This is a genomic window from Sutterella massiliensis (assembly GCF_016899755.1).
Classification (GTDB): domain Bacteria; phylum Pseudomonadota; class Gammaproteobacteria; order Burkholderiales; family Burkholderiaceae_F; genus Sutterella; species Sutterella massiliensis.
Map to the genome: position 1 here is coordinate 169,576 of NZ_JACJJC010000004.1, position 23,251 is coordinate 192,826.

At 60.4% G+C, this 23,251-nt stretch carries 18 protein-coding genes and 1 tRNA gene; 10 read left to right on the forward strand and 9 right to left on the reverse strand.

What is annotated here, in order from left to right; genetic code table 11:
* Nucleotides 1-2: 2 nt before the first annotated feature.
* A complete protein-coding gene (locus H6A60_RS04175) occupies nt 3-2,117 on the reverse strand; it encodes an acetate--CoA ligase family protein (RefSeq protein ID WP_205102153.1) in 2,115 nt (704 codons plus the stop codon).
* Nucleotides 2,118-2,623: 506 nt separating this feature from the next.
* On the opposite strand from H6A60_RS04175, the gene H6A60_RS04180 reads away from it, so the two are divergent.
* Nucleotides 2,624-3,079: a hypothetical protein gene (locus H6A60_RS04180; protein WP_205102154.1), complete on the forward strand. Its 456-nt coding sequence runs from the start codon at nt 2,624-2,626 to the stop codon at nt 3,077-3,079.
* Between the two features lie 116 nt (nt 3,080-3,195).
* Here the strand turns inward: H6A60_RS04180 and H6A60_RS04185 are convergent, their stop codons facing one another.
* Nucleotides 3,196-3,828 carry a trimeric intracellular cation channel family protein gene (locus tag H6A60_RS04185; protein ID WP_205102155.1) on the reverse strand — a complete coding sequence of 211 codons (633 nt, stop codon included), beginning with the start codon at nt 3,826-3,828 and terminating at the stop codon, nt 3,196-3,198.
* Nucleotides 3,829-4,333: 505 nt separating this feature from the next.
* Here H6A60_RS04185 and H6A60_RS04190 point away from each other — a divergent pair.
* Both H6A60_RS04190 and H6A60_RS04195 read left to right on the forward strand, forming a co-directional pair.
* On the forward strand, nt 4,334-5,887 hold the full coding sequence (locus H6A60_RS04190; RefSeq protein ID WP_205102156.1) for an SLC13 family permease: 1,554 nt from the start codon (nt 4,334-4,336) through the stop codon (nt 5,885-5,887).
* 137 nt (nt 5,888-6,024) lie between these two features.
* Nucleotides 6,025-6,101 (forward strand) — tRNA-Ile (locus H6A60_RS04195).
* Nucleotides 6,102-6,223: 122 nt separating this feature from the next.
* Here the strand turns inward: H6A60_RS04195 and metC are convergent.
* A complete protein-coding gene (metC, locus tag H6A60_RS04200) occupies nt 6,224-7,525 on the reverse strand; it encodes a cystathionine beta-lyase (protein WP_239477571.1) in 1,302 nt (433 codons plus the stop codon).
* 247 nt (nt 7,526-7,772) lie between these two features.
* Here metC and H6A60_RS04205 point away from each other — a divergent pair, with 247 nt between their 5' ends.
* A complete protein-coding gene (locus tag H6A60_RS04205; protein WP_205102157.1) occupies nt 7,773-8,360 on the forward strand; it encodes a phosphoribosyltransferase family protein in 588 nt (195 codons plus the stop codon).
* A 304-nt stretch (nt 8,361-8,664) separates the two neighbouring features.
* On the opposite strand, the gene H6A60_RS04210 is transcribed toward H6A60_RS04205, so the two are convergent.
* Complete coding sequence (locus H6A60_RS04210) at nt 8,665-8,817, reverse strand: hypothetical protein (RefSeq protein WP_205102179.1); 153 nt, start codon at nt 8,815-8,817, stop codon at nt 8,665-8,667.
* A gap of 46 nt (nt 8,818-8,863) precedes the next feature.
* On the opposite strand from H6A60_RS04210, the gene H6A60_RS04215 reads away from it, so the two are divergent.
* Nucleotides 8,864-10,264 carry an FAD-dependent oxidoreductase gene (locus H6A60_RS04215; RefSeq protein ID WP_338054835.1) on the forward strand — a complete coding sequence of 467 codons (1,401 nt, stop codon included), beginning with the start codon at nt 8,864-8,866 and terminating at the stop codon, nt 10,262-10,264.
* A 129-nt stretch (nt 10,265-10,393) separates the two neighbouring features.
* Here H6A60_RS04215 and H6A60_RS04220 read toward each other — a convergent pair whose 3' ends face one another.
* The 3 genes from H6A60_RS04220 to H6A60_RS04230 form a co-directional block, all read right to left on the reverse strand.
* Nucleotides 10,394-11,296 carry a patatin-like phospholipase family protein gene (locus H6A60_RS04220; RefSeq protein ID WP_205102158.1) on the reverse strand — a complete coding sequence of 301 codons (903 nt, stop codon included), beginning with the start codon at nt 11,294-11,296 and terminating at the stop codon, nt 10,394-10,396.
* 66 nt (nt 11,297-11,362) lie between these two features.
* The gene (locus tag H6A60_RS04225; protein WP_205102159.1) at nt 11,363-12,754 is read right to left on the reverse strand and encodes a sodium:solute symporter family protein; all 1,392 of its coding nucleotides are present in this window, start codon (nt 12,752-12,754) and stop codon (nt 11,363-11,365) included.
* Between the two features lie 177 nt (nt 12,755-12,931).
* Complete coding sequence (locus tag H6A60_RS04230; protein WP_205102160.1) at nt 12,932-13,735, reverse strand: Crp/Fnr family transcriptional regulator; 804 nt, start codon at nt 13,733-13,735, stop codon at nt 12,932-12,934.
* Between the two features lie 60 nt (nt 13,736-13,795).
* Here H6A60_RS04230 and H6A60_RS04235 point away from each other — a divergent pair, with 60 nt between their 5' ends.
* Together H6A60_RS04235 and H6A60_RS04240 are read left to right on the forward strand one after the other, a co-directional pair.
* On the forward strand, nt 13,796-13,963 hold the full coding sequence (locus tag H6A60_RS04235) for a hypothetical protein (RefSeq protein WP_205102161.1): 168 nt from the start codon (nt 13,796-13,798) through the stop codon (nt 13,961-13,963).
* Nucleotides 13,964-13,987: 24 nt separating this feature from the next.
* The gene (locus H6A60_RS04240; RefSeq protein WP_205102162.1) at nt 13,988-14,203 is read left to right on the forward strand and encodes a hypothetical protein; all 216 of its coding nucleotides are present in this window, start codon (nt 13,988-13,990) and stop codon (nt 14,201-14,203) included.
* Between the two features lie 24 nt (nt 14,204-14,227).
* Here H6A60_RS04240 and H6A60_RS04245 read toward each other — a convergent pair whose 3' ends face one another.
* Complete coding sequence (locus H6A60_RS04245; protein ID WP_205102163.1) at nt 14,228-16,711, reverse strand: MMPL family transporter; 2,484 nt, start codon at nt 16,709-16,711, stop codon at nt 14,228-14,230.
* Nucleotides 16,712-17,009: 298 nt separating this feature from the next.
* Here H6A60_RS04245 and H6A60_RS04250 point away from each other — a divergent pair, with 298 nt between their 5' ends.
* The 3 genes from H6A60_RS04250 (at nt 17,010) to H6A60_RS04260 (ending at nt 22,421) form a co-directional block, all read left to right on the forward strand.
* Complete coding sequence (locus H6A60_RS04250; protein ID WP_205102164.1) at nt 17,010-17,468, forward strand: lipocalin-like domain-containing protein; 459 nt, start codon at nt 17,010-17,012, stop codon at nt 17,466-17,468.
* A gap of 459 nt (nt 17,469-17,927) precedes the next feature.
* Nucleotides 17,928-21,803 (forward strand): autotransporter outer membrane beta-barrel domain-containing protein, encoded by a 3,876-nt coding sequence (locus tag H6A60_RS04255; RefSeq protein WP_205102165.1) that lies wholly within the window; start codon nt 17,928-17,930, stop codon nt 21,801-21,803.
* A gap of 180 nt (nt 21,804-21,983) precedes the next feature.
* Complete coding sequence (locus H6A60_RS04260) at nt 21,984-22,421, forward strand: helix-turn-helix domain-containing protein (protein WP_205102166.1); 438 nt, start codon at nt 21,984-21,986, stop codon at nt 22,419-22,421.
* Nucleotides 22,422-22,425: 4 nt separating this feature from the next.
* Here the strand turns inward: H6A60_RS04260 and H6A60_RS04265 are convergent, their stop codons facing one another.
* Nucleotides 22,426-23,055 (reverse strand): LysE/ArgO family amino acid transporter, encoded by a 630-nt coding sequence (locus tag H6A60_RS04265; RefSeq protein WP_205102167.1) that lies wholly within the window; start codon nt 23,053-23,055, stop codon nt 22,426-22,428.
* Between the last annotated feature and the right edge of the window lie 196 nt (nt 23,056-23,251).

A 23,251-nucleotide genomic window follows, 5' to 3' on the forward strand; every position in this document is an offset into this window, starting at 1 on the left:
GCTTACGAGAGCTTGGCGGCGTCGATTTCGATACGGCCGTCGACCGCGATCGGTTCACCCGACTTTTCCGAAATCATGAGCGGATTGATGTCGAGTTCCTTCACGGCCGGGAAATCGCTGACAAGCCGAGAGATGCGCAAGAGCGTCTCTTCCACGCGGTCGATCTGCGCGGGCGTTGTGCCGCGAGCACCCTGAAGGAGTTTGAAAGCCTTGACGCTGCGCACCATTTCGGCCGCGTCGACGTCAGTCAAAGGCGCAAGGCGGAAGACGACATCCTTCAGCACTTCGACGAAGACACCGCCGAGGCCGAACATCACCATGGGACCGTACTGGGGATCCGAAGCGATGCCGCAGACCATTTCGCGCTTGCCTTCGACCATTTCCTGGATGAGGACGCCTTCAAGACCGTCAAGAAGCCCCTTTGCTTCAAGCTTTTCAACGAGGTCGGCATATTCGCGTCGAAGCGCTTCGGCCGAGCGGATTCCGACACGAACGCCGCCCACGTCCGTCTTGTGGGAGGTGGTCTTTGAGGTCATCTTCATGACAACGGGGAAGCCGATGCGTTCGGCTATTTCGACGGCTTCGTCGACGGTCTTCGCCATGCCGCTGCGGCAGATGCGAACGCCGTAGGCGTCGAGCACTTCGAGCGATTCGCGCGTCGTGAGTTCCTTGCGGTCTTCGGCTGCGGCGGCCTTGAAGATCGTGCGGGCGCGTTCGGCGTCAACGGCGAGTTCGGGAATCTGCCCCACGGGGCGCTCGATCCAGCGGCGCTGCATGTCAAGACGCGCAAGCGCGTCGACCGCTTCTTCGGCATACATGTAGAAGGGCACCGAAACGTGACGGTCGGCGAGTTCCACAAAAAAGCGGCTCGTCGTCATAAAGACGCCGACGATGGGCTTCTCGGGGTGCGCGGCCTTGATTTCCATGAGCGCGTCGGCCACATCCGTGTCGGCGAGCCCGAGGAAGGGCAGGTAGATCACCATGACCATGTCGACGCTCGGGTCGGCGAGCACCGTTTCAACCGTCTGGCGGTAGTGCTCGATCGGCGCCGAAGCGATCATGTCGACGGGGTTCTTCACCGAAGCGGCGGCAGGGAGGAAGCTCTTGAGCTTTGCCTTCGTTTCGTCCGTGAGCTGCGCGATTTCCATGCCGTGCGAGACGACGGCGTCGGTTGCCATGATGCCGGGGCCGCCCGAGTTCGTTACGATCGCGACGCGGTTGCCTTTCGGAATCGGGCAGTTCGAGAAGACCTTGGCGGTCGAGAAAAGTTCGCGAAGACCGAGCTCGCGAATGACGCCCGACTGCTTCAAAAGCGCGTCGGCGGCGCGGTCGGCGCCGGCAAGCGAACCCGTGTGCGAACTCGCCGCGCTCGCGCCGGCGGCGCTGCGGCCCGCCTTCAAAGCAAGAATCGGCTTTTTCTTCGAGATGCGTTCGGCGAGCTTGCGGAAGTTCGCCGGATTGGCGATCGATTCCATGTAAAGCAGGATCTGCTTCACATCGTCGTCGTTTTCCCAGTTTTCGAGTGCCGTTTCCGCATTGATGTCGGCCTGGTTGCCGATCGAGACGAACTGCGCGAAGCCGAGGTTGAGGTCCTTCAGAATATTGAGAATGCCGCCGCCGAGGGCGCCCGACTGCGAGACGAAGCCGATGTCGCCGCGCTCGGGGAGGCTTTCCGCAAAGCACGCATCGAGACGCACGTCGGGGTGCGTGTTGACGACGCCGAGGCAGTTCGGGCCCACCATGCGCATGCCGTGGCTGCGAACGCGCTCTAGGAGCGCTTCTTCAAGCGCGCGGCCTTCCGCTCCCGTTTCCTTGAAGCCCGCGGAGATCACGACGAGCCCCTTGATGCCGCGGCGCGCACAGGCGTCGACCGTGTCGAGCACGCGCTGGGCGTTGACGATCACGACGGCGAGGTCCACGCCGTCGGGCAGTTCGTCAACGGTCGGGATCACCTTGAGGCCGAGCATTTCGCCGCCCTTGGGGTTGACGGGGTAGATGCTGCCTTTGAAGCCGTACTCGACGAGACGCTTCATCAGGTCCGAGCCGATCGTATGCGCGCGGGTGGAGGCGCCGATCACGGCGACGGATTTGGGCTTCATGATGCTCGCAAAGGACATCGGAAAAACTCCTTTGAATGGGTTGGGGCCGAGCGCCGGCCAATTGAAAGCTCGAGGGATCTTGCTGTGAGAATTCGCGAGCACTTCAATGCGGCAGCGGCTTCAATGCGGGTTCAAGACGGATTCGAAGAAAGCTAGCACAGGCGAAGGCATTTTGGGGGTGGCGCACGGCAGGATTTGTGCGTATTGGAGCCGGGTGCCGATGCTCGCTGCGGCGGCAATCCTGCTCTGCTGGACAAAGGAACGCCTTGAACCGGACGAATTGGCGTGCTTCGCGTGTCGGAGGGAAGGAAGTAAGAAAAGCAAATCGTCCGAACGGAATCGAAAAGAAAGGCAAAGTTGAGAAAAGATCCGTTTTGATGATCGCTTAAGCGTTTTTGAGCGCCTAATATGGGTCTTGATGAAGGTGATCTTGAGGTGCCGTTCCTATTGAGGACGGTTGCCTCGGAGAGGTTGCCGCAATGAGAGAAACTTCTTCGCCATCTGCGAAGAAAAGGAGGATAACCATGACCAACCGCAGAACGTTCCTGGTCGCCGCTGCCGCGCTCGCTGTTCTTCCCGCCGCATCGTATGCTGCCGAGGGCGATATTTTCAGCGGGATCCTCCAGGGCATTCGCGACAGAAAGGAGCGCGAGTGGTTCGAGAAGAACCGGGACGAAGGCCGTTGGGACGGGAAGTACTACTACGACCGTGAAGACGGCAAGCGCTACACGCGCGACGAGTGGCAAAAGGAGCTTCGCTGGCGCTACAACGAAGAGAAGGCCGGACGCGATTGGCGCAAGCAGCGCGGCCGCAAACCGCGGAACAACGATCGGCGCAACGATCGCCGAGACGATAGGCGTGATGACCGCCGTGACAACAGACGGGACGATCGGCGCGACGACAAACGTGACGAAAGACGCGATCGCCGGGACGACAGGCGCGATGATCGGCGCGATCGCCGGGATGATCGCCGCAACTGATGTTCGTTGATTCGGTGTAGAGATCGGACTGAAAAGCCGCAGGCATTCTCAAAAAGAGCCTGCGGCTTTTGTTGATTGGCCGAGAGTCTGTTGTTGGCGTTAGGTTGGACGACCGTTTACTCGGAAAAGTACTTGATGCGAAGGGGCAGTCCGAGGTAGCACGCCATTCGAACGGCAATGATGCCGAGTACGCAGAGCGGACCGCTCACCATGGGGTCGACGCCGAAGCTGTAGCTCATGAAATAGAACACCCAGCAGCCGACAAAGGCGAGACTTGCGTAAGGATTGGTGTCGGAAACAACGGCGGGGACCTTGCCTGTAAAGACGTCTCGGACCATGCCGCCGAAGACGCCCGTCGCGACGCCAATGAGTACCGCCACGATCGGAGCTTCGCCCGCTTCAACCGCGCGGTAGCAGCTCGAAACCGCAAAGAAGCTCAGACCTACAGCGTCGGCAAGCTGCATGGTGAAGTTCTCGAACCTTCTCGCGAGTATGCGGTTGATCGCGGGCTTAAAAACCGTGAGGATCAGACAGAACCAGATCCAATGCGTGTGCGTCGACCAGTAAAAGGGCCGAAAGTCGAGGAGGAGGTCGCGCACGATGCCGCCGCCGAATGCCGTGGCAAAGACGGCAAAGAAAACGCCCACTGGGTCAATGCTGCGTCCGCGAACCGCGAAAAGGCCCGCCACGGCAAAGCCGACCATGCCGACCGAGTCGGCGACTTCGGCAAAGAGTGCGGCCGTCCACATAGGAGCTCCTTATTGTTCTTATTTGCGTCGAGGAACGCAGTTTTTTGATGCCGCTCATCCGATTGAGTGTTTTTCGGGATGCCGCGGCCCGTGTGAACAATTCTAAAAAAATGAATTTTGGCCGTAAACCAGAATTTGACTTACAAAAAAGCCGCAAGTCGCGGCATTCTCGTTTCTCAGTTCGAGAGTGCCGCCTGCGGCGATCGGAGGCGACGTTCAACGCTTTCGAGTAAAGATTTTCTTCTCTCAAACGCCAGAGCGGAGGTGCTGCCGAGAGCGTTTTACAACCGCAGATGCCGTCGGCGTCGTTGAATTGAATCCTGAACGGATGACGGAATTGCATGCTGTCCGCCTCCGCCAAAAGTGGGTCAGCAATTCGTCGTATCTCGTTTTTTCGAAGCAAAAAAGCGGGTATTTCGCTTCAGATGCCGCAAATTTTTCATGTACTCTTCAAGAAACGTAAAGAGAGTTCACACTCTTTGACATTCTTCAAAGGAGAGACCTTATGCCCCTCCACAAGTCGACGCTCGAGATCGATGCCGTATCGAACTCCTCGAAAGTCTGGGCCTTTATCGTCGGGCCTCTGCTCGCGATAGCCGTCTATTTTTTGCTCCCCGACAGCTTCGTCAGCGCTTCCGGCGAAACGACCGCCTTTGCACAGGCGGGCCGCGCCTGCGCTGCGGTGACGACGCTCATGGCGTTCTGGTGGTTCACCGAAGCGCTGCCCATCGCTGTCACGGCCATGCTGCCGGTCGTTTTGTTCCCGCTTCTTGAAGTGGCGTCGCCCGGCAACACGATGAGGCACTACGCATCGGGAACGATCTTCCTCTTCCTGGGCGGCTTCTTGATCGCTGCCGGCGTTCATCGCTGGCACTTGGACCGCCGCATCGCGCTCCTTACCATTTCGCTCTTCGGCACGAAGCCCAACCGCATGATTCTCGGGCTAATGACGTCTACGGCGCTCATTTCGGCGTGGGTGTCGAACACGGCGACGGCTGCCATGATGGTGCCGATCGGCATCGCGGTCATGGGTGTTGTTCGTGCGGCTGAGTCCGGCCACGCATTGGAAAAAGACACGCACAACTTTGAAGTCTGCGTTCTTCTTTCCATTGCGTACGCCGCTTCTATCGGCGGCATCGCGACGCTCGTGGGCTCGCCCCCGAACGGTCTCTTTGCACGATTTGTTGCAGATTCGTACGGTGCGTCCGTCTCGTTCCTGAGCTGGATGAAGGTGGCGCTGCCGATGACGCTCCTGCTGCTGCCGGCGACGTACTTCATGCTCACGCGCGTTCTTTTCCGCGTGAACCTGCCGGGCATTCCGGGCGGGCGCGAATGGGTGAAGAGCGAACTCGCCAAGCTCGGTCCCATGAGCCGCGGCGAACGCATTGTCCTCGTCGTCTTCCTCTGCGCGGCGATCTTCTGGATGGGCGGCCCGATCATCCGGTCGCTCGAAATCGGCGGCATCATGCCCTTCAAGAGCTTCTCGGACGAAGCGATCGCCATGACGGCCGGTCTCGTGCTCTTCATGATTCCCGTTGACGCCAAGCGCGGCATCCACGCTCTCGACTGGAATTCCGCCAAGGACGTGGTGGCCTGGGACGTACTCCTTCTCTTCGGCGGCGGCCTCTCGATGGCGGACGCCATTCAGAAGACGGGTCTTGCGGACTTCATCGGTGCGCAGGCCAATATCTTCGCCGGCTTTGACGAACTTGCCATGATGTTCGGTATTTCGACCCTCATCACGTTCGCTTCCGAAGTGACGTCGAACACGGCGCTCACGGCCACGATGATGCCGGTGATCGCGGCGGCGGCTGACAGCCTTCGCATCGATCCGGAAGCCCCGCTCTTTGCGATGGTCTTCGCAGCGTCGGCAGCCTTCATGATGCCGGTGGGTACGCCCCCGAACGCGATCGTCTTCGGTACGGGGCGCCTCAAGATCGGTGAAATGGTGCGCGCCGGGTTCTTCCTCAACATCATCGCCATCATCATCGGGGTGCTCTGCAGCCACTTCCTCGGCCACGGTCTCATTGACCTCTCGGCCAAGGTGGCGGGGGGTTGATCGAGAAGAGCGCTCTGATCTGAAACACGCGGGCGGCGCATCCAAGCGCCGCCCGCCGCATCTGCGGCCAACAAAATTTTATTTTGGGCCCCATATACCCAAACTCGGGTACTTTCTGTACAATGCATTCCCTCGGCGCGCCCTTAGCTCAGTTGGTTAGAGCAGGCGACTCATAATCGCTTGGTCGCAGGTTCAAGCCCTGCAGGGCGCACCAAGAAAGAATACGAAGAAGGCCTTCGCAGAAAACGGACACTGCGAAGGCCTTCTGCTTTCTCGAGGGGCGTCGAGGAGCTGCTTGGCGCTTGAAGCTGTCCTCCGGCTCCTCAAGATACTCGTTTACGACTGCTTCTCGCTTTTTTCGCGGCCGCGCCCGAGCGTCGACTCGATCGCCTTCGTGAGGAAGCGCTTGAGGCCGCTCTGCGACGCGCGTTCGCGCTCGCGGTGAAGCGCGGCAAAGCCGCGTTCGAGGTCGGCAATGAGGTCGGCGGGATCTTCAAGGCCGACGGCGACGCGCACCATGCGGCGGAAGGGCACGGGCTTCACGGAGCGGTCGCCGTAGCTTTCGATGAGGAGGCTTTCGTAGCCGCCCCAGGAGTAGCCGCGCCCGAAGAGTTCGAGCGCGTCGACAAAGGGATCGAGCTTCCCTTCGAATTCGGGCTTGAAGCGCACGGCAAAGAGGCTCGTCGCGCCCGTGTAGTCGCGCTTCCAGATCTCGTGCGAGGGATCGGACTTGAGCGGCGGGTAGAGCACCGCTTCGACTTCGGGGCGCTCAAGGAGCCACTCGATGATCGTTCGCGCATTTTTTGCCGCCGCTTCGACGCGCACCTTCATGGTGTGCAGGCCCCGATAGGCGAGATAGATGTCGTCGGGCGAGGCGAATTCGCCGAACTGCGAGACGGTTTTGTAGACCTGCGGCCAGACGTCGGCATTGCAGATGACGACCCCCATCGTGAGGTCCGAGTGGCCTGCGATGTACTTCGTGGCCGCATGAATCACCATGTCGACGCCGACTTCAAGCGGTTTGAAGTAAAGCGGCGTTGCCCACGTGTTGTCGATCGCGGTCTTGATGCCGTGGGCGCGGCACTTGGCGGCGACGGCCGGGACGTCCATGAGTTCAAAGGAGTGCGAGCCCGGCGACTCCATCATGACGAGCGCCGTGTTCGGGCGAAAGAGCGCTTCAATCCCTTCGCCGATCGTCGGGTCGAAAAATTCGACGTCAACGCCGAAGCGGCGAAGAATCGACTCGGCAAATTCGCGCGTGGGTCCGTAGATGGAGTCGGCAAAGAGCGCATGGTCGCCCGCCTTCAGAAAGGCCATCAAGGGCGTCGTACAGGCGCCAAGTCCCGAGGAGAACGCCCAGGCGCCCGCCGCCTTGGGGCCTTCGAGCGCCATGAGCGCGCGAAAGAACGCGTGATGCGTTGCCGAGCCGTGCGTGCCGTAGGTCGGCCGGTCCGGGCGCATCGCCTCGGCCGACTCGATGCGCGAAAGCATGTCGGCGACCGAGTCGTGCAGCACCGTTGAAGCGCGGATGACGGGCGGATTCACATAAATCCAGTCGGGGTCGTCGTGCCGGCCCGCATGCACGAGCTGCGTGGCGGGCTTCAATTTCGAGATGTCGATCGTCATGGCGGGAAGCAAACCTGTATTTTCGTTGTACGTCCGTCAACTATATCCGTCTAGAGCGCGCGGTGAGGCGGCTTGCGTTGCCGAACCTAGGGCTTTGTCGGTCGCGCGTCGCCCCGAGGACTCGTATCATATGGGCCTCGCCGAATTCGGCACTGCTCGAGCGGTCTTATGCGGCCGCGGGCGCGAACGTCGTTCGTAGAAAAAGACGCGGCCCGAGTTCGTGGGCGAGCCCTTCAATCTCCTTTCAGGAAGAACCCAAGTGAAGTACTTCGATTTCGAAATCTGCGGCCTCAAGCGCAAGCTCCCCTATGTCCAAATCGCCGACAACCTCGCGCTCGCGAGCTTTGTCTGCCTCTCCGATACGGAGCTCGTTCAGGCGGTCGCGCCCGAACTCGTCAAGCGCCTCCCTGAAGTCGACTATCTGATGACGGCCGAAGCCAAGGGGATTTGCCTCACCTATGAAATGAGCCGCCTTATGGGGATGAAGGAGTTCATCACGGCGCGCAAGAGCCGCAAGCCCTACATGGTCAATCCCGTTTCCCACAGCGTGCACTCCGTGACGACGCAGAAGGAACAGACCCTTTGGCTCGACGGGTGCGATGCCGAAAAGATCCGCGGCAAGCGCGTGGCCTTGATCGACGACGTGATCGCAACCGGCGAATCGCTCGCCGCCATTGAAAACCTCGCCAAGGCTGCGGGCGCCGAAGTCGTTGCCCGTGCGGCGATTTTGGCCGAGCTCGGCGCCGTGCACCGCAAGGACATCATCTACCTGAAGGAACACTATGTGTTCCGTCCGAATGCCGACGGCACGTTTACGCCGATTTCGAGCCTCGATGAAGCGAAGTAAGCGCTCTTAGGCCGAATCCGACGAATGTTGAGCCGCTTTGGGTACCGCCTGAAGCGGCTCGATTCTTTTTGGGTTGCGTCCTTTTTCTTTTCTCAGACCGTTCGTTTTCGAGATCTCTGGACGGCTTTGAGCGGTTTCCCGCAAATGTAGCCGAAGCTACAGACGGCAACGAACCGCTCCAATTAACCTTCGATTCAACGTGTTTCAAGGGTGCGGCGAGCCCGGACGCTCGGCCGGTTTTCGCCGGGGTTTGGCCCTTAAAGCGCGCCCCAAAAAAACGTGCGATTCGCGAGATTCGCCGAGATCAGAAGCTTCGAAGTCTCTGCAGGACCCGGGCAGCGTGTCGATCGACTTGCGCTCGAAGGAGCCCCAGGATTTCAAGCACCGTCAGAAGGAGAGAAACCATGAAGAAGTGCTTCGTAATGACCGTTGCCGCAGCGGCTGCCGCCGCCGTCATGACGCCCGCTTTCGGTGCGGACTAGACGCTTTCGACCGACATCGTCGTGATCGGCGCGGGCGCCTCGGGCACGGCCGCCGCGTGGGCAGCGGCCGAGAAGGGCCTCAACGTCATCACGCTTGAAAAGGCAGCCTTTCCAGGCGGCACGGGCGCCTTCAGCGAAGGCATCTTCGCGGTCGAATCCAAGATGCAGAAGGACTGGAATTACGGCCTCACGAAGGACCAGGCGTTCATGATGATCATGAACTACGGTCACTGGCGCGGCAACGCCCGCATGGTGCGTGCGTTCGTTGACCGCTCTGCCGACACGATCGACTGGATGCAGAAGAACGGCGTGAAGTTCGAAAAGCTCTTCTCGAACTACCCGAACGGTCTTTATACCTGGCACATCTACGAAGGGCGCGGCGCGGGCTGGATCAAGCTCTTCCAGGAAAAGTACAAGGCCGCCGGACAGAAGCTCCTCACCGAAACCTGGGGTGAGAAGCTCATTGAAGAAAACGGCCGCATCGTAGGCGTCGAAGCGACCAACAAGGCGGGCGACAAGATCACGATTCGTTCGAAGGCGACGATCATCGCCACGGGCGGCTTCTTCGCCAACAAGGAAATGCGCGAAAAGTATCTGCGCTTCCCGAACGCCGACGGCCTCGCGCAGACGGGTAAAACGGGCGACGGCATCCGCATGGCCTGGGCCGTGGGTGCGGGCCAGGAAGGCACAGAAGTGCAGGCGTCCTATCGTCCGGGTCCGCGCGGCATCGGTACGACGAATCACGTGAGCGCAACGGCGAAGCAGCCGCACCTCTGGTTGACGCCCAAGGGCGAGCGCTTCTGCAACGAGCAGATCATGCTTGAGTGGCCGTTTGCCGGGAACGCGCTTGAGCGCATCGGCGGCACGATGTACGTTGTCTACGATCAGGCGACGCTCGACCACATGGAAAAGAACGAAGGCATCGACCTGGGTGTCGGCGTGATGGTGCCGGTCGGCACGAAGCTTGCGAACTTCGAAAAGGAATGGGCCGACGCCGTTAAGGGCGGCTGGGCCTTTAAGGCCGACACGCTCGAAGAGCTCGCGAAGGTCACCGGCATGGATCCGAAGAAGCTCGAAAAGACCGTCGCCGACTACAACGGCTTCTGCGCGGTACGTCACGACGCCGAATTCGCCAAGGATCCGAAGTACCTGCGCGAAGTGAAGACCGGTCCCTTCTACGCGATCAAGTCGGTGGCGAGCACGCTCGGTACCCTGGGCGGCATCAAAGCGAACGAACGCTTTGAAGTCGTCACGCCCGACGAAGAACCGATTCCGGGTCTTTATGCGGCGGGCAATGACGTCGGCGGCATGTACGGCGACAGCTACGACCTCCTGATGGCCGGTTCCACGGTCGGGTTTGCCGTGAATTCGGGCCGCATTGCGGTCGACTCCGCGGTCGAATACATGAAGACGCTGAAGTAAGTTGAAGCTTGGCGCCCAAAGCGGCGCCAAACCGCAACGACGATCGGGCGCAGGATTTCGGTTCTGCGCCCGATTAGTCTTTGGGAGTCGCCTTCGCGCGCGGTGCCGCGCTCAGACTGCTGCGTCGCGTTACGCCGCCCAGCGGCAGAGCGCTTCGGCCGACTGCAGCGCGTCGCGCCGGCCGAGTTCATAGGCCTTGCGGACGTCCTTGGGGTCGCGCGTCAAGCGCCCGACGGGAATGGGTTCGGCAGGGCGAATGGCGAAGACGCGGCCTTCGGCTTTCCGTTCGTCGATGAGGCGCTGCGTCGCTTCGTAGCGTTCACCGCTCGCGCGAAACGCTTCGACAAATTTCGGGTAGCGTCGGTAAAAGAGCGGGGCCAAGGCGGCATCGCGGTCTTTAACGCGGTGCTCGCGCGGGTGCGTCATGACGACGATGTTGCGTGCGAAACCCATGCGCTCGAAGGCAGCGAGGGGCACGCGGTCCGTGCAGCCGCCGTCCAAAAGCTTCTTCCCTTGGTATTCGACGGGCTTCGAAACATAGGGCAGCGACGCCGAGGCGATGAGCGCATCCATATCCCGAAAGGCATTCGTCATGCGCAGATATTCGGCTTCGCCCGTTTCGAGGTTGCTCGAAACGGCATAGAAGTCGATGCCGGAGCGCTCGAACGCCTCTTCGTCGAAAGGCTCAAGTTCTCTCGGGAGCTTGCGGTAGCAGAAGTCGTTGTCGACCATCGTCCCCGTGCGCAGAAAGGTCTTGAAGCTGAAGAATCGCGGGTCGCCGCAAAAGCGCGTGTAGATTCGGAGACTTCTTTCCTTCTGGCCCGACGCGTAGGAAATGCCGTGAATAGCGCCGGCGGAGACGCCGATCACGCCCGAGACGGAGAGCTTCAGGTCAAGCAGCACGTCAAGGACCCCTGCCGCATAAAGCGCCCGATAGCCGCCTCCTTCAACGACGAGGCCGAGGCGTGCCGATGGCTGCGAGGCGGATTCGGCGGCGACGGAAGATGCGGAATCGGCAACGGTTGCGGACATGTATAAACCTCAAAGACTTGGGAAGCGCTGCTGCACTGAAAGTGTCAGGCAAACGAACCGTCGATTTTATCGAACGCGGGCTGCGCTCGGTGTTTTGAACGCCGTTGCCACCGAAAGCATGGCGAAAACGAGAGACGCGGCGAGCCCCGCAAAGGTCCAGCCCGAGCCCATGAAGTTCCCGACGAGGCCGCAGAGGCCGCCCGCAGCGGCGCCTGCGAGCCAGAGGCGTTCGTTGGCGAACGTCCGCGCGGCTGCGAGGTTGTTGTCGAGGTCAAGCGCATCGGCGCCGCCGCGAAGGGCGAGTGCGAGGAGCACCACGAGAAGCGGGAGCGCCACGCCCGGGACGAAAAGCGCGTAGGCATAGAGGAGCCACGCGATGATGTCGCCCGAAGTGGCCGCGACGATGACGGCGCCCAAGCCAAAGAGCGCAACAAGGAGTCGCATGCGCCCTGAGCGGTCGGCACCAAGGAGGTCGCGTTCGATAATGGCGCAGGCCGAGAGGAGCACCGTATCGGCCGAGCCCGCAAGCGCCGCGACGAGCCCGAAGGCGAGCGCCGTTCGGATCGCGGCGGGCATGGTCGACTCGGGCGAGAGCCAGCCGGCAATGGGGTTCCCGGCTGAGAGGTTCGTCATCGCCAGAAGCGTGATCGCGGCGCCGAAGAAAACGAGGCCCACGGCCGCAAAGAACGCGCCCTTGCGCGCGGCGGCACCGTTCTTCGAGGCGAATGTTCGCGAGAACATGTCCGGGCCGATCACGTACGTGAGGCCGACGAGCGCCATGAGCTTCACCCAGTCGGCAAAGCCGAAGCGCTCGTTAAAGGGGACGGGGTCGATCGCGGCAAGCCGTTCGCCCAAAACGGGGTCCGTCCCTGAGGCGGAAAGCACCCAGCAGGCTGCGGCCGTGAAGCCGCCCGCCAAAAGCATCGCTTGGACGGCATCGGTGCGAAGCACCCCCTTTTGGCCGCCCGCAGCCGTGTGGAGCACGATTGCGCCCGAGAGCACGATGAAAAAGACCGTGCCCGTCGTTCCGGGGAGCATGTCGCCCAAAAGCGTTTTCAGTGCGGCAAACTGCGCGGCCGTGACGCCGATCCAGGCCATCGCGATGATGAAGCCCGCAAACCGTTCGGCCCGTCGGCCGACCAAAACCCGCAGCACTTCGGGGAGGGTGCAGGCCGGAAGCCGCCGGATCAAGGGCGCAATGACGAGTCCGTGCAGGACGAGACCGATTGCGCCCACGCCGAGCCACCAAAAAGCGGCCGTGCCCGTTTTCTGGGCGAGCGCGCCCATGCCGAGCGTGGCCGATCCGCCGATGATGGTGCTCGTGAGCGAGAGCGCGCAAAGGAGCGGCCCCGCGGTTCCTTCGCCCGTGATGAGGCTTTTGGCGGACGCGGCGCGGGTGTTGCGTACGCTCAGGGCAATCAGGAGTGCGATGTAGGCGCAAAGGAGAAAAGCGGTCATGCGCGGACGGCCTCCGAGTGGCAGAAAGGAATGGGACGAGTACTCGCAGGACTTCGAGCGAGCAGCTGCGTGCCGCTCGGTTTGCGAGAGGTTTTGATTCTAGAAGAGCGTGAAGACGCGCTGAACCGAAAACCGTGGGCCGAACGGACGACGTGGCCTCACGCTGACGGGCGTCGGCTATTCGGCTGTCGCCGAGAGAGGCGTCGCGGCGTTCATCCAATCGTCTATGCCGTCAAAGAGCGTCGGATCGACGAAGAGCTTTCGGTTGCGCCTAACGGCGCGTCCCAAGCGCAGCCACCCGGCGATGATGCGCGCGACACTCACGCGGTTGAGGTTGAGCGCTTCGCCCAGGCGCTCCGCGCTCGGGAGACCCTTCAAGGCCGCAAGTCGAACTTGTGCTTGTGCAGCTGAGGTATTCGAGTCGAGCGCCGGCACAAAGATTTCGACGCGTGTCCAGTCGATCTCGGTCGGGAAGGTCCCGTTCGATGGGCGCCCTGCCGTCATGAGGAGAAGCGCCTTCATGTAAATCAAAAGGCGTTCTTCGGGCGGCCGCATGAAATTCGCGACCATGCCTTCGATGAGGGACTCTTCTTTGGCGGTGATGTTTTTGAGCTGCAGCGTCGCGAGCGACGGGTCGTTGGCGATCGTGCGCTGAAAGTACGCGGGATTTAGTTCAATCACCTCGCTGGGTTCGAGCGCTACGGTATGCACGTTGCAGCGCGTGCCGACCGCGGCCGTCATGTCGCCCATGATGCGCCCCGGGAGAATCGTCGAGAGAATGGTGGGCCGCCGCCCGAAGCCTTCGCCCGCGTAATAAGCGCATTGTCCAGATGTCAGGAGAAAAACCCGCGGCTCCATCCCGCCCGCCTTGAGCGTGCCGCCCTTCGGAATGCGGCGCTTGCGCCCGTTCGAAAAGAGGGCGGCGACGGGCTCGGGATCGGGCGGCAAGAAATAGGGGAGCGATCGAAAGATGCGGCGCATGGGCGAAATCGGTCGAGAGAGACGCACAGGTCGTGCGGCTTGCGAAGCAGGATTGTAAACATGATGCGGCCTCGCGTCGTTTGCCGCAATTGGCGTTTGCACAAAGCGCGGGCGCCGGTTTCGGGTGAGCGCGTCCTTGAAGTGCGTGCGCTCGGCTATGATGCGGAGTCCTTCGGGCGCGATTGCACGGTGCCGACCAATCGGGCTGCCCGCTGCATCCGCAGATGACCACTCTTTGTTTCGGAGATTCAGATGAGCGAAATCGTTTATTCCATTCGTGTCGATGCGGCACTTGTGCGCGCTTTTGCCGAATCGTCGCAAAAGGCGGGTATGAATGCGGCTGATCGGCTGCGTGCTTTTATGCGCGAATGCGTGGAGGCGGATAAGGCAAACGCATCGGGCGAAGCGACGTTGGTTGACCCATCGGCTGCCGGCGACGTGTCGACGGCGCAAAAGCCAGCCGACTGACGGCAGCTTTGCGAAGCTGCGTGCTCAGCCTTTCGGCCGCAGGAGCGGCGTTGCTACCCAGATCACGACGAGGCCCGCGAGAATCGTGAAGCCGAAGCTCGCGAGCGCGGGCGTAGCCGAAAAGGCAAGAAGCCCGAATGAGAGCATGGTCGTGAGGCCGCAGAAGAAGACCGCGGCCGACGTGCGGCCGTCTTCGGGGTTCCCTGACAAAAAGATTCCGTAGTCGACGCCGAGCCCGAGAAGAAGCACGCAGGCGAGTGCCGTGAAAAGCGTCGCCGGGATACCCGCGATGCCCGACGCCGCGAGCGCCGCGAGGACGCCGAGGCCCGCTGGGAGCACTGCGCGCCAGCCGCCGCGGCCGAAGCGCAGCGTCATGACGCCCCAGAGAACAAAGAAGCCCGCGGCAAGCAGTTCGAAGACACGCGTTCGGTAGATGGAAAGCGTCTCGCTCATGCGTGCCGTGATGTCGAGAAACCGTACGCCTTCGTGCTTTCGAGCGGCGCTTTCGAGCTCAGGAAGCATTTCGGGGGTGACGCCCGAGAGCATGGTCATGAGGGCTGCGCCCTGCGCGTCATTCTTCAGCACGAAGTGCTGCACGAGCGGCGCAAGCGGCGTCTCGAGAAGGGCTTCGTAAGTCACGGCTTCGGTGCCGGGTCCCTGAGGACGGGCGCCGAGGCGGCTTTGCAGTGCGGGCGCGCCCGCTTCAATGGCGGCGTTGACGAGCGCCCGCATACGGGTCTGCTCTTCCGAGGTCGGCAGCCATTGCGAGAGTCCCGACGTCTCGAGGGCCGCGAGATGCGGCGCGTTTGCCTTGGCGTCGCCTTGCGCTTTCAGGTCCTTGAGAAGCGCCGCTTCACGTGCGAGCGCTTCATCGAGATTTTTCCCCGAGACAAAGAATGCCTGTGCGGGCGAGGGCAGCTCGAGGCGTTTTTGGAGCGTCGCCTGTGCGGCAACGAGTTCTGCGGGTGCAGCCGACAAATCTCGGATGCCCGGTGCAAACGTGAGGCGCGAAAGTCCGAAAACCAGTGCGCCAAAGAAAAAGGCGAGCGGAAGGAGAACGGCGGGCCGCTTCAGCGCTTTCGCGTTGAGGCGCGGCAAATGCGCGAGCTTCGTTTCTAGACGGCGCATGAGCCGCGTTTCGCGCTTTGGCGCCAGCCGTTCCACGAAAGGCCCGAAGACGAGCACGACGGCGAGCGTTGCGAGCACGCCGCCCGCCGCAAGCGCCGCCATTTGCCTCAAGCCCGGGAGCGGCGTGAGCGCAAGTACCCCGTAGGCGGCGGCCGAGGAGCCCCCTGCCATGAGAAGCGAGGACAAAAGCCGTCTGCGGCGTGCATAAGCATCTTCGTCCGGCCGCTTCAAAGCAAACCAGTGCGTCGAATAATCGACGGCAACGCCGATCAAAGTCGTGCCGAAGACGAAAGTGACGAGCGCGAGTTCCCCGAAGCCCAAAAGCGACACGGAGGCGGCCGCGCCGAACCCGATCGCGACGGAGGTCACCATGAGGAGCACGGTCGTGATCCGCCCGAAAGCGAGAAGCGCGAGGACGGCGACGCCGAGCGAAGCAAGCGTCCCGATCAGCGCGAGTTCCCCGGAAGCCTGCGCGGCAATGGCGTCGGTAAAGAGCGGCACGCCCGCGGTCGTGACGGTCATCGTGAGACCGGCTGCGTCCGGATTCTTTTCAAGCGTTTGGCGGGCGAAAGCTTCCGCTTCTCGGATGCGGTCGGTGAGAAAACCTTCGCCCGAGGCGGCGACGCCCGCAGCGGGCTGCATGAGAAGCAGGTAGCTTGCGCGCTCGGCAGCCGATTTTTCAGTCTCGCCGTTCGAACGCACGCGGATGTACGTTTTGTCGCCAACGTTTGTCTGCTCGAAAGGAAGTGCCGCCGTTTGCCCAAAGAACCAGCGGTCGAAAAGACAGAAGGGGTCGGCCGAAAAGCCGAGGAGCTTCGGTGAATCGGCGCGCATCAGGCATGCGAGCATGCGGCGCTCCGCGAGCTTCGGATCGAGAGCGGCCGCTTCGAGCATCGCTTCGTCTTCCGCGCGAACGAGGTTTCCTGCGGCTGCGGCGGGTGCAAGCGAAGCGGCTCCCTTTTGTCCGTTCACGGCAAACCCTTGGACGGGCACTTCTTTAAAAAGCCCGTCACGTTGGAGCGCTTCGGCAAATGCATCGACCGCGGAGAGCACCGCGCCGGTTTCTTCTTTCGAAAGGTTTGAAGCCGGTTGCCCCTTTGTCTGATCCTCCGGTGTCTTGCGCGAAAAGGAAAGAAGAATCGTTGCGCGGTCGCTTTCGGCCGAACGGAGTTTTTCGAGGAACGCCTTCTCAAGCGGCGCGGGAATCGATTCGTCCAGTCGGCCGGGCAAAAGCGCGAGGAGGTCCGTTTGGAAGGGGGTCTTCAGGAACTGCGGAACGCTCGCGGCAAAAAGGCAAACGAGTACCGCCGCCAAAAGAAGCGCTGCGGCGCGTCCGCGGCGGGCGTCAAGACAATCTGCGATGCGCGAGAAAAAAGACATGCTGAAGGCGTTTCCGAGAGAACCTGCTCGAGAAGGCGTGCGGCCAACGGCGGCAAAACGTTCGTTGTGAAAGAAACTCAATATATCAGGCGACGGCGTGATGGACGGAGCCGCACTTGCTTGGCCGAGCCTTTGACTACATGTTTACCGAGCGGATGCACGCTTTCTGCCGAGATGGTTTTCAGACGGTCCTTTCGACGCGCTTGTTTCAATGCGTAAGCGCGGAATGTATGCTTCGGCCTAAAGCCGCGGGCGTTGCGTATGATGAAAGGATCTTCCAACTCACGACGGATACACCATGCGCATTTTCCTTCTTCTCGCATCTTCTCTCGCTATCGCAGCGCTCACGGGCTGCAGCACGATCGCGGGGTGGGTGGACGGCGACGAACCGGCTGCTCAGGAGCCGCCCGCTCAGGTCGAAGCGCCCAAGACCGATAACTCGACGGCGGCTTCACCCGTTGACACCGCTGCGCGTGCTGCCTTTGTCGGGCAGTGGGTAGAGCCCGTGCCGGGGCTTCCCGGCCGCACGCAGGGCTACGAATTCCGCGAGGACGGCAAGGCTTCGTCGATCGGGATGGCCACCCTTGCCGCCAAACGCTGGGAAATCAAGGGCGATGTGCTCACGATCTGGGGCGACAGTATCGGCAACGGCATGACGATCCCCTTCGAAATGCAGTACCTCGTGCTCGAGATCGGGCCCGACAAGCTCCATCTGCGCCAGGGTTCGTACGAGCACAAGTTCACGCGTAAGCAGTGACTATCCGGCAGCGGGACTTGCTTTCGCAGAAGCGGGTCCCTCCAAAATCCGATTGCATTTCGCAGGCCGATCGCTTCGTGGAGGAGCGGTCGGCCGCCGTCATTTTGGCTGGGGTGTCGCCGTGGATTTGGCGGCTTGTTTGCACCTCATTCTGTCGACAAATCAGGTTGCGGCTATAAGGGTAAACACATGTTTTGATAAACGTGGCAAACATGCAACGTACCCCTCTTTTAATGTATTAGGGGGTGTGCGATGCATGGAAGTTTTGACCCTTTAAATAGAGCTATATACGGATAATTCGAATTTAAAAACAGGCTTCAAATAAGGGTAATATCCACACCCCTGTTTGAGCTCAATTCCTAGCATGGATTCGTGGTTTTTTGCGCTGCGCCTTTGGCCCGCAGAGACCGCTCGCACGCACGTTTGCGGGCGAGAGAACAAATTCTTGGAGTTATCTCGATGAAGACGAAATTCGCAGTCGTTCTCGGCACAGCTATCGCGGTCATGTCCGGTGCCGCTCTTGCTGCCGGTCAGTGGCAGGATGTGCCTGAAGGTGTTGATTCCGTGAGCACGCCCGGCGATTGGGAGTCGCTTGCCGATCAGAGCAGCTTTGTTTGGGCGCCTGAAGTACAAGGTAATACGAAGGTTCCCGGCACCTTCTTGGGGACCGAAGGAAAGCAGACTTTTAATAAGACGCTTTGGGTCTCGGGCAATACGGCGGCAGCACAGGCTACCGGTCTGGCAGTGTCTGGCGCTAATGGCGACCTGACGAATGCCGGTACGATTTATGTGACGTCGGGGCAGACGACTGCTGAAGACGGTACCGTGACCGGCACCGGCAATGCTTGGCAGAACAAGGCGATCTGGGCTGGCAACGGGGCTACGGCAACGAATACGGGTACGATCGTTGCTAAGAATGCCTACGGCATGACGGTTGGCAAGGGTGATACGGGATCCAAGTTGATCAACGAGGGTTGGATCTACGTTGAAGAGCAGGGTTCCGGCATCGAACTCGGCGGCGCAGCCAATTCGACGGCCACGAACAAGGGCACGATTCTCGTTGGTGCGAACAATGGTGAAAAGGATAGCTTTACGCACGGTGTTCTGATCAAGGATCAGACTGGTGCGATCTTTACGAACTACGGCACGATCGATGCATCGGCCGACAATGCCACCTCGATTGACATTCAGAAAAGCACGAACGGCACGACTGACGGTACGATTCTTAACTTCCAGGCAGGCTCTCGTGTTCTGGGCGAAGTTCGCATTGCAACGGGTGTCAAGGACACCACGCTTAATGCAAATGGTTACCAGGGTTCGATCGATCTGAATAATCAGTCTGACACTTTCACGCTCAAGGTTGCTGAGGGTGCCAATGTCACGCTCGAAGACGGCAACAAATCGAAGATCCAGAACCTTGTCGTCGAAGACGGCAAGATCTCCGCTTCGATCTGGCAGGCCGACAACCAGTTCAAGAACATTACCGTTGAGCATGACGGCATCTTTAACGTCACGAAGCTCAACTCAGGCGGCGACAAGGACGACTTGGCGACGAAGCCTCATGACACGCTCCTGATTGCCTATGGCACGAAGATGGAGCTTGACGGAGGCGCTCTCTATGTTGCCGGTTCCGAATACCAGGGCAAGGTCAAGGTCGGTTCCTACAACGAAGCTCAGAACGGTACCCTCAACGTCACGGGCGGCGAATACAACTTCTCGGACATGACTGTTGGGGCGGGCAGCTCGTTGAATATTTCAAATGACGCGTCTGTCGAATTCGATTCCTTGCTCGTTTATCGCGGCAATACCGACAAGGGAACGAACAGTGGTAAGGTCAATATCACTGGTGGCTCGCTGACGGTTGACGACATTACGTTCGAAGACACGACGGGCAAGTTGACCCTGAGTGGCGGCACGCTCAATACGACCACGGATAGTCTCTTCACGGGAGAAGCCCGGAAGGGTAATTTCGAACTTCAGTCCGGTACGATCGGTATTGATGGTACCTTCGACCAGAGCCTTGCTGGGGCTTTGGGTGGCAGTATCACGCTCGTTGCTGATGAAGTTGTCACGATTGTGGACGGACAGGAAGTCGAAATCACCACGATCAAGAACGAAGACCTTTCGACGAACGTTGAGGGAGTCACGGCCGTAAGCGGTGTTGTCTACGGCGGTGCTACGCTTCAGGCAACGGATGTGCACCCGTACGATCAGAGCGCCATTCACATCAAGCAGGGTCTGAAGGGCGTTCAGAAGATTGAGATTCTCAGCGAAAAGACCACGCACCTCGACCTTGATGCTGACTTTACGCTTGTTGGCGACGGCTCGCAGCTCGTTGTTGGTTCCGATGAACACAGCCAGTTCCGCGTTGGTGGGCACACGCTCACGCTCGGTACGACTGCCGATCAGGTCAAGGGCGGCACGTATCTCGGCACGATTATGGGCGACGGTACCGTTCAGGTGGCCGGCGGTGAATTCAATCTGAATGTAGCCAATGTCGGTACCTTCAATGTTGACGAAACTGCTGCCGTCAACATGACGAATCTTAAGGCGAAGGACAGCCGGATCGACGGTTCGCTTACCGTCAAGACGCTCGAAGTTACGAATGCGAAGGTTGACGGCTACGTTATTACCGATACGCTTGCTACCGGTTCTAATGTCACCGTGGGCGGTTTCTTTGGCGTGCAGACGATTGCTGAAGGTGCCACAGTAAAGACCGCCGCTGCCATTGGCTCCGAAAATATTCCCTCCGGCGATTTCTATATTGCTGAAGCTGCGACGGACGCGGATGGTAATCGCGTCGCACAAATTCAGGGTACGCTCACCGCTCTCGGCGACTCTTACCTGATGACGAATCTTTCGGCTGCTGCCGAGCAGCGTCTTGATGCAGCGCTTGCGAGCCTCGGGGACAAATTCGATGAGGATACAGATGCTGTTGCTTACGTCGACCACACGATCGACGTGGGTGAAAACGGCATTCTCAACCTTGGGAATGTGAGTGCGGCTGGGCAGGCCGGTGCTAACGCTGTCAAGTTGGCCACGAATTCTATCGTTGTTGTGGATGCCGACAAATTCATCAGCAGTGGCGATGCCGTCTTCGGTGCTGAAGTGACGCTTGGCAGCGACGGGCAGGGCAACAACGCGCAGGTCGTTCTCGATAACCTTCTTTCGAAGGGAACGATTAAGTTCGGTGAAAAGCTCAACAGCGCTGGCACCAATTATTACAGCGACACGAACCTCTTCCTGAACGTTTCCGAAGTTTCTAAGGACGACGGTACGCTCACGATCGGCTTCAACCGCGACGCCGTTCAGGGCAACGACGACCTCGCCAACGCGCTCGACCAGGTTCTTGCGCAGGACGGCAACCGTGAAGACCAGGGCGTCATCAACGCTATCGGCCAGTACGATCCGTTCCTTAACCAGGACGGCACGTCGCTGAACGCCAAGGGGCAGCAGGCGACGGAAGAGTACCTCGCCATGCCTGTCACGGCCGGTACCTACAACGTCGCTTACGACGCTGCCGAACAGGTGACGGGCACGATCCAGCGCCGCAACCTCGAACCCTCCACGGGTCTCGGCGTGTGGGCCGACGTCTTCTACGCTTCGAACGAAGCCGAAACGATGTACGGCGACAGCGGTTACTCGGCCGACATCTACGGCGGCACGATCGGCTTTGACGGCACGTTCTCCTGCGGCGCCAAGCTCGGTCTTGCTCTCTCCGTTGGTTCGGGCGACGCCGACAGCGAAAAGAGCGTCGGCAAGTACGGCAACGACGCCGACTTCTGGGGCGTGTCGATCTATACGGGCAAGGACATCGCCGGCTTCTACTTCTCGGCCGACGCTTCGTACCTCTCGTTTGACAACGACATCACGGGTTCGGTGGCAGGTGCTTCCGTCAAGGAAAACATCGACTCGTCCGTCTTCACGATCGGCGTTCGCGCCGACATGACGGTTTGGGACGAAGGCTTCAAGGTCGTTCCGCACGTGGGTCTGCGTTACACGAAGATCGACGTTGACGACTACCGCGGTCTCGACTCCGACTCGATGGACGTTTTCGAAACGCCGATCGGCGTGAAGATCGCGGGCGACTTCGAACCGTCCGCCGGTTGGACGCTCACGCCGTCCTTTGACTTCACGATCGTTCCGCAGTTGGGCGACAAGGATGTCAACACGCTTATCGGCGACGTTGACGTACTTGACAACGTCTACAACTCGACGCTCGGCGTGAACGCCTCTTACGGCAACTTCACGTTCGGCCTCTCGTATCGCTACGGCTTCGGCACGAACGATCGCAGCAACAACGCCTTCCAGGCGCGTGCTGCCTACGCCTTCTGATAGAGCACTTCAACGAGCGACTTCGCGCACCTTCGGGTGAGCGGCTTCGCCCGCATGAAGCAATCGAAAAGAAGACTGTGGTGCGCTTGGGATTCCCAAGTGCACCCAAGAATGCGCAAAAGCCGCTCCGGACGAGAACAGACGTTCGGAGCGGCATTTTTATGGACGACGACATCCATCATGAAGCTGCAGATCGCGCAGGCCGGCGGGAGCGTGCCCCTGATGCCCGAAAAAGAGAAGCGTCCGGAGACGCCGAGCGAATACCACCGCCGTCAAGCCAAGCACCTTTTTGAGCAGGGCAAGGGCTATAAGCTCGTTGCGGCGACGCTCGGCCTCTCGAAGTACACGGTGCGCGATTGGCTGCGTGCTTATAAGCGCGGCACGTTTCGCGTGAGTGTTTCGGCCAATCAGCTTCGCTATTCGTCCGACGCAAGAAACTATGTGGCCGATCTGCGACGTGCGGGTCTGAGCTGGCGGCAGATCAGCGAGAAAACCGGGGTAAGTCCCTCAACCTGCCGCAACTGGGTCAAGGACCTCGGAATTGAAGAGGTTGCAAAGAAACGGCTCCTCTTGTCGCACGACGACTCAACGTTCGACGATCTCCCGTCGCTCGAGTAATCGATCAGACAGCGAGCGGATTGCTCGCAAGCGCAATCGCAATGGAGAACATCACGAGCGCAATGAAGCCGTCCAAGAGCTGCCAGGCGCGCGGTTTGCGGAAAAAGGGCTGCAGACGCTTCGCGCCGAAGCCGAGCGCAGAGAACCAGAGAATGCTCGCCGAATAGGCGCCGAGCGCAAAGAGCCAGCGGTCAGAACCCGCGTACTGCGTCGAGATGCTCCCGAGCAGCACGACCGTATCGAGATAGACGTGCGGATTGAGAAAGGTGAAGGCGAGGCACGCAGCAAGAATCTTGCCGGGCGACGTCTTCAAAGCCGCTCCGTCATCGGGGACGCCCAGCGCTTCACCGCCCTTCATGGCGCGGCGTGCGGCGAGAAAACCGTAGTAGGTGAGAAATGCGGCGCCGCCCCAGCGAAAGATTTCCAGAACGATCGGGTGAGCCTTCACGGCGGCGCCCATACCTGTCACGCCGAGCGAAATGCAGATGACGTCGCCCATGATGCAGGTGAGGACGACGAGCCCGACGCACTCGCGGCGAAGTCCCTGGCGAAGTACGAAAGCATTCTGTGCGCCGATCGCGACGATCAAGCCCGCGCCGGTTCCGAGACCGGCAAGAACGGCAGAGAGATTCATTGTTTTTCTTCCTTTTTTCTTCTTGAGCGCGCAGTGGCGACGCACTCGGTGAAAAGGATCTTAGGGCCGTTCCCCGAAACCGGTTAAATCTACCGGTTCCATTTCCATTCTTTAGGGCGGTTCAACCCCGGAATGGAGGGCATTTATTCGCACTCTTGGCAAGAGCCTGGCGCCGTACGGTTGTTTCCATTCCACG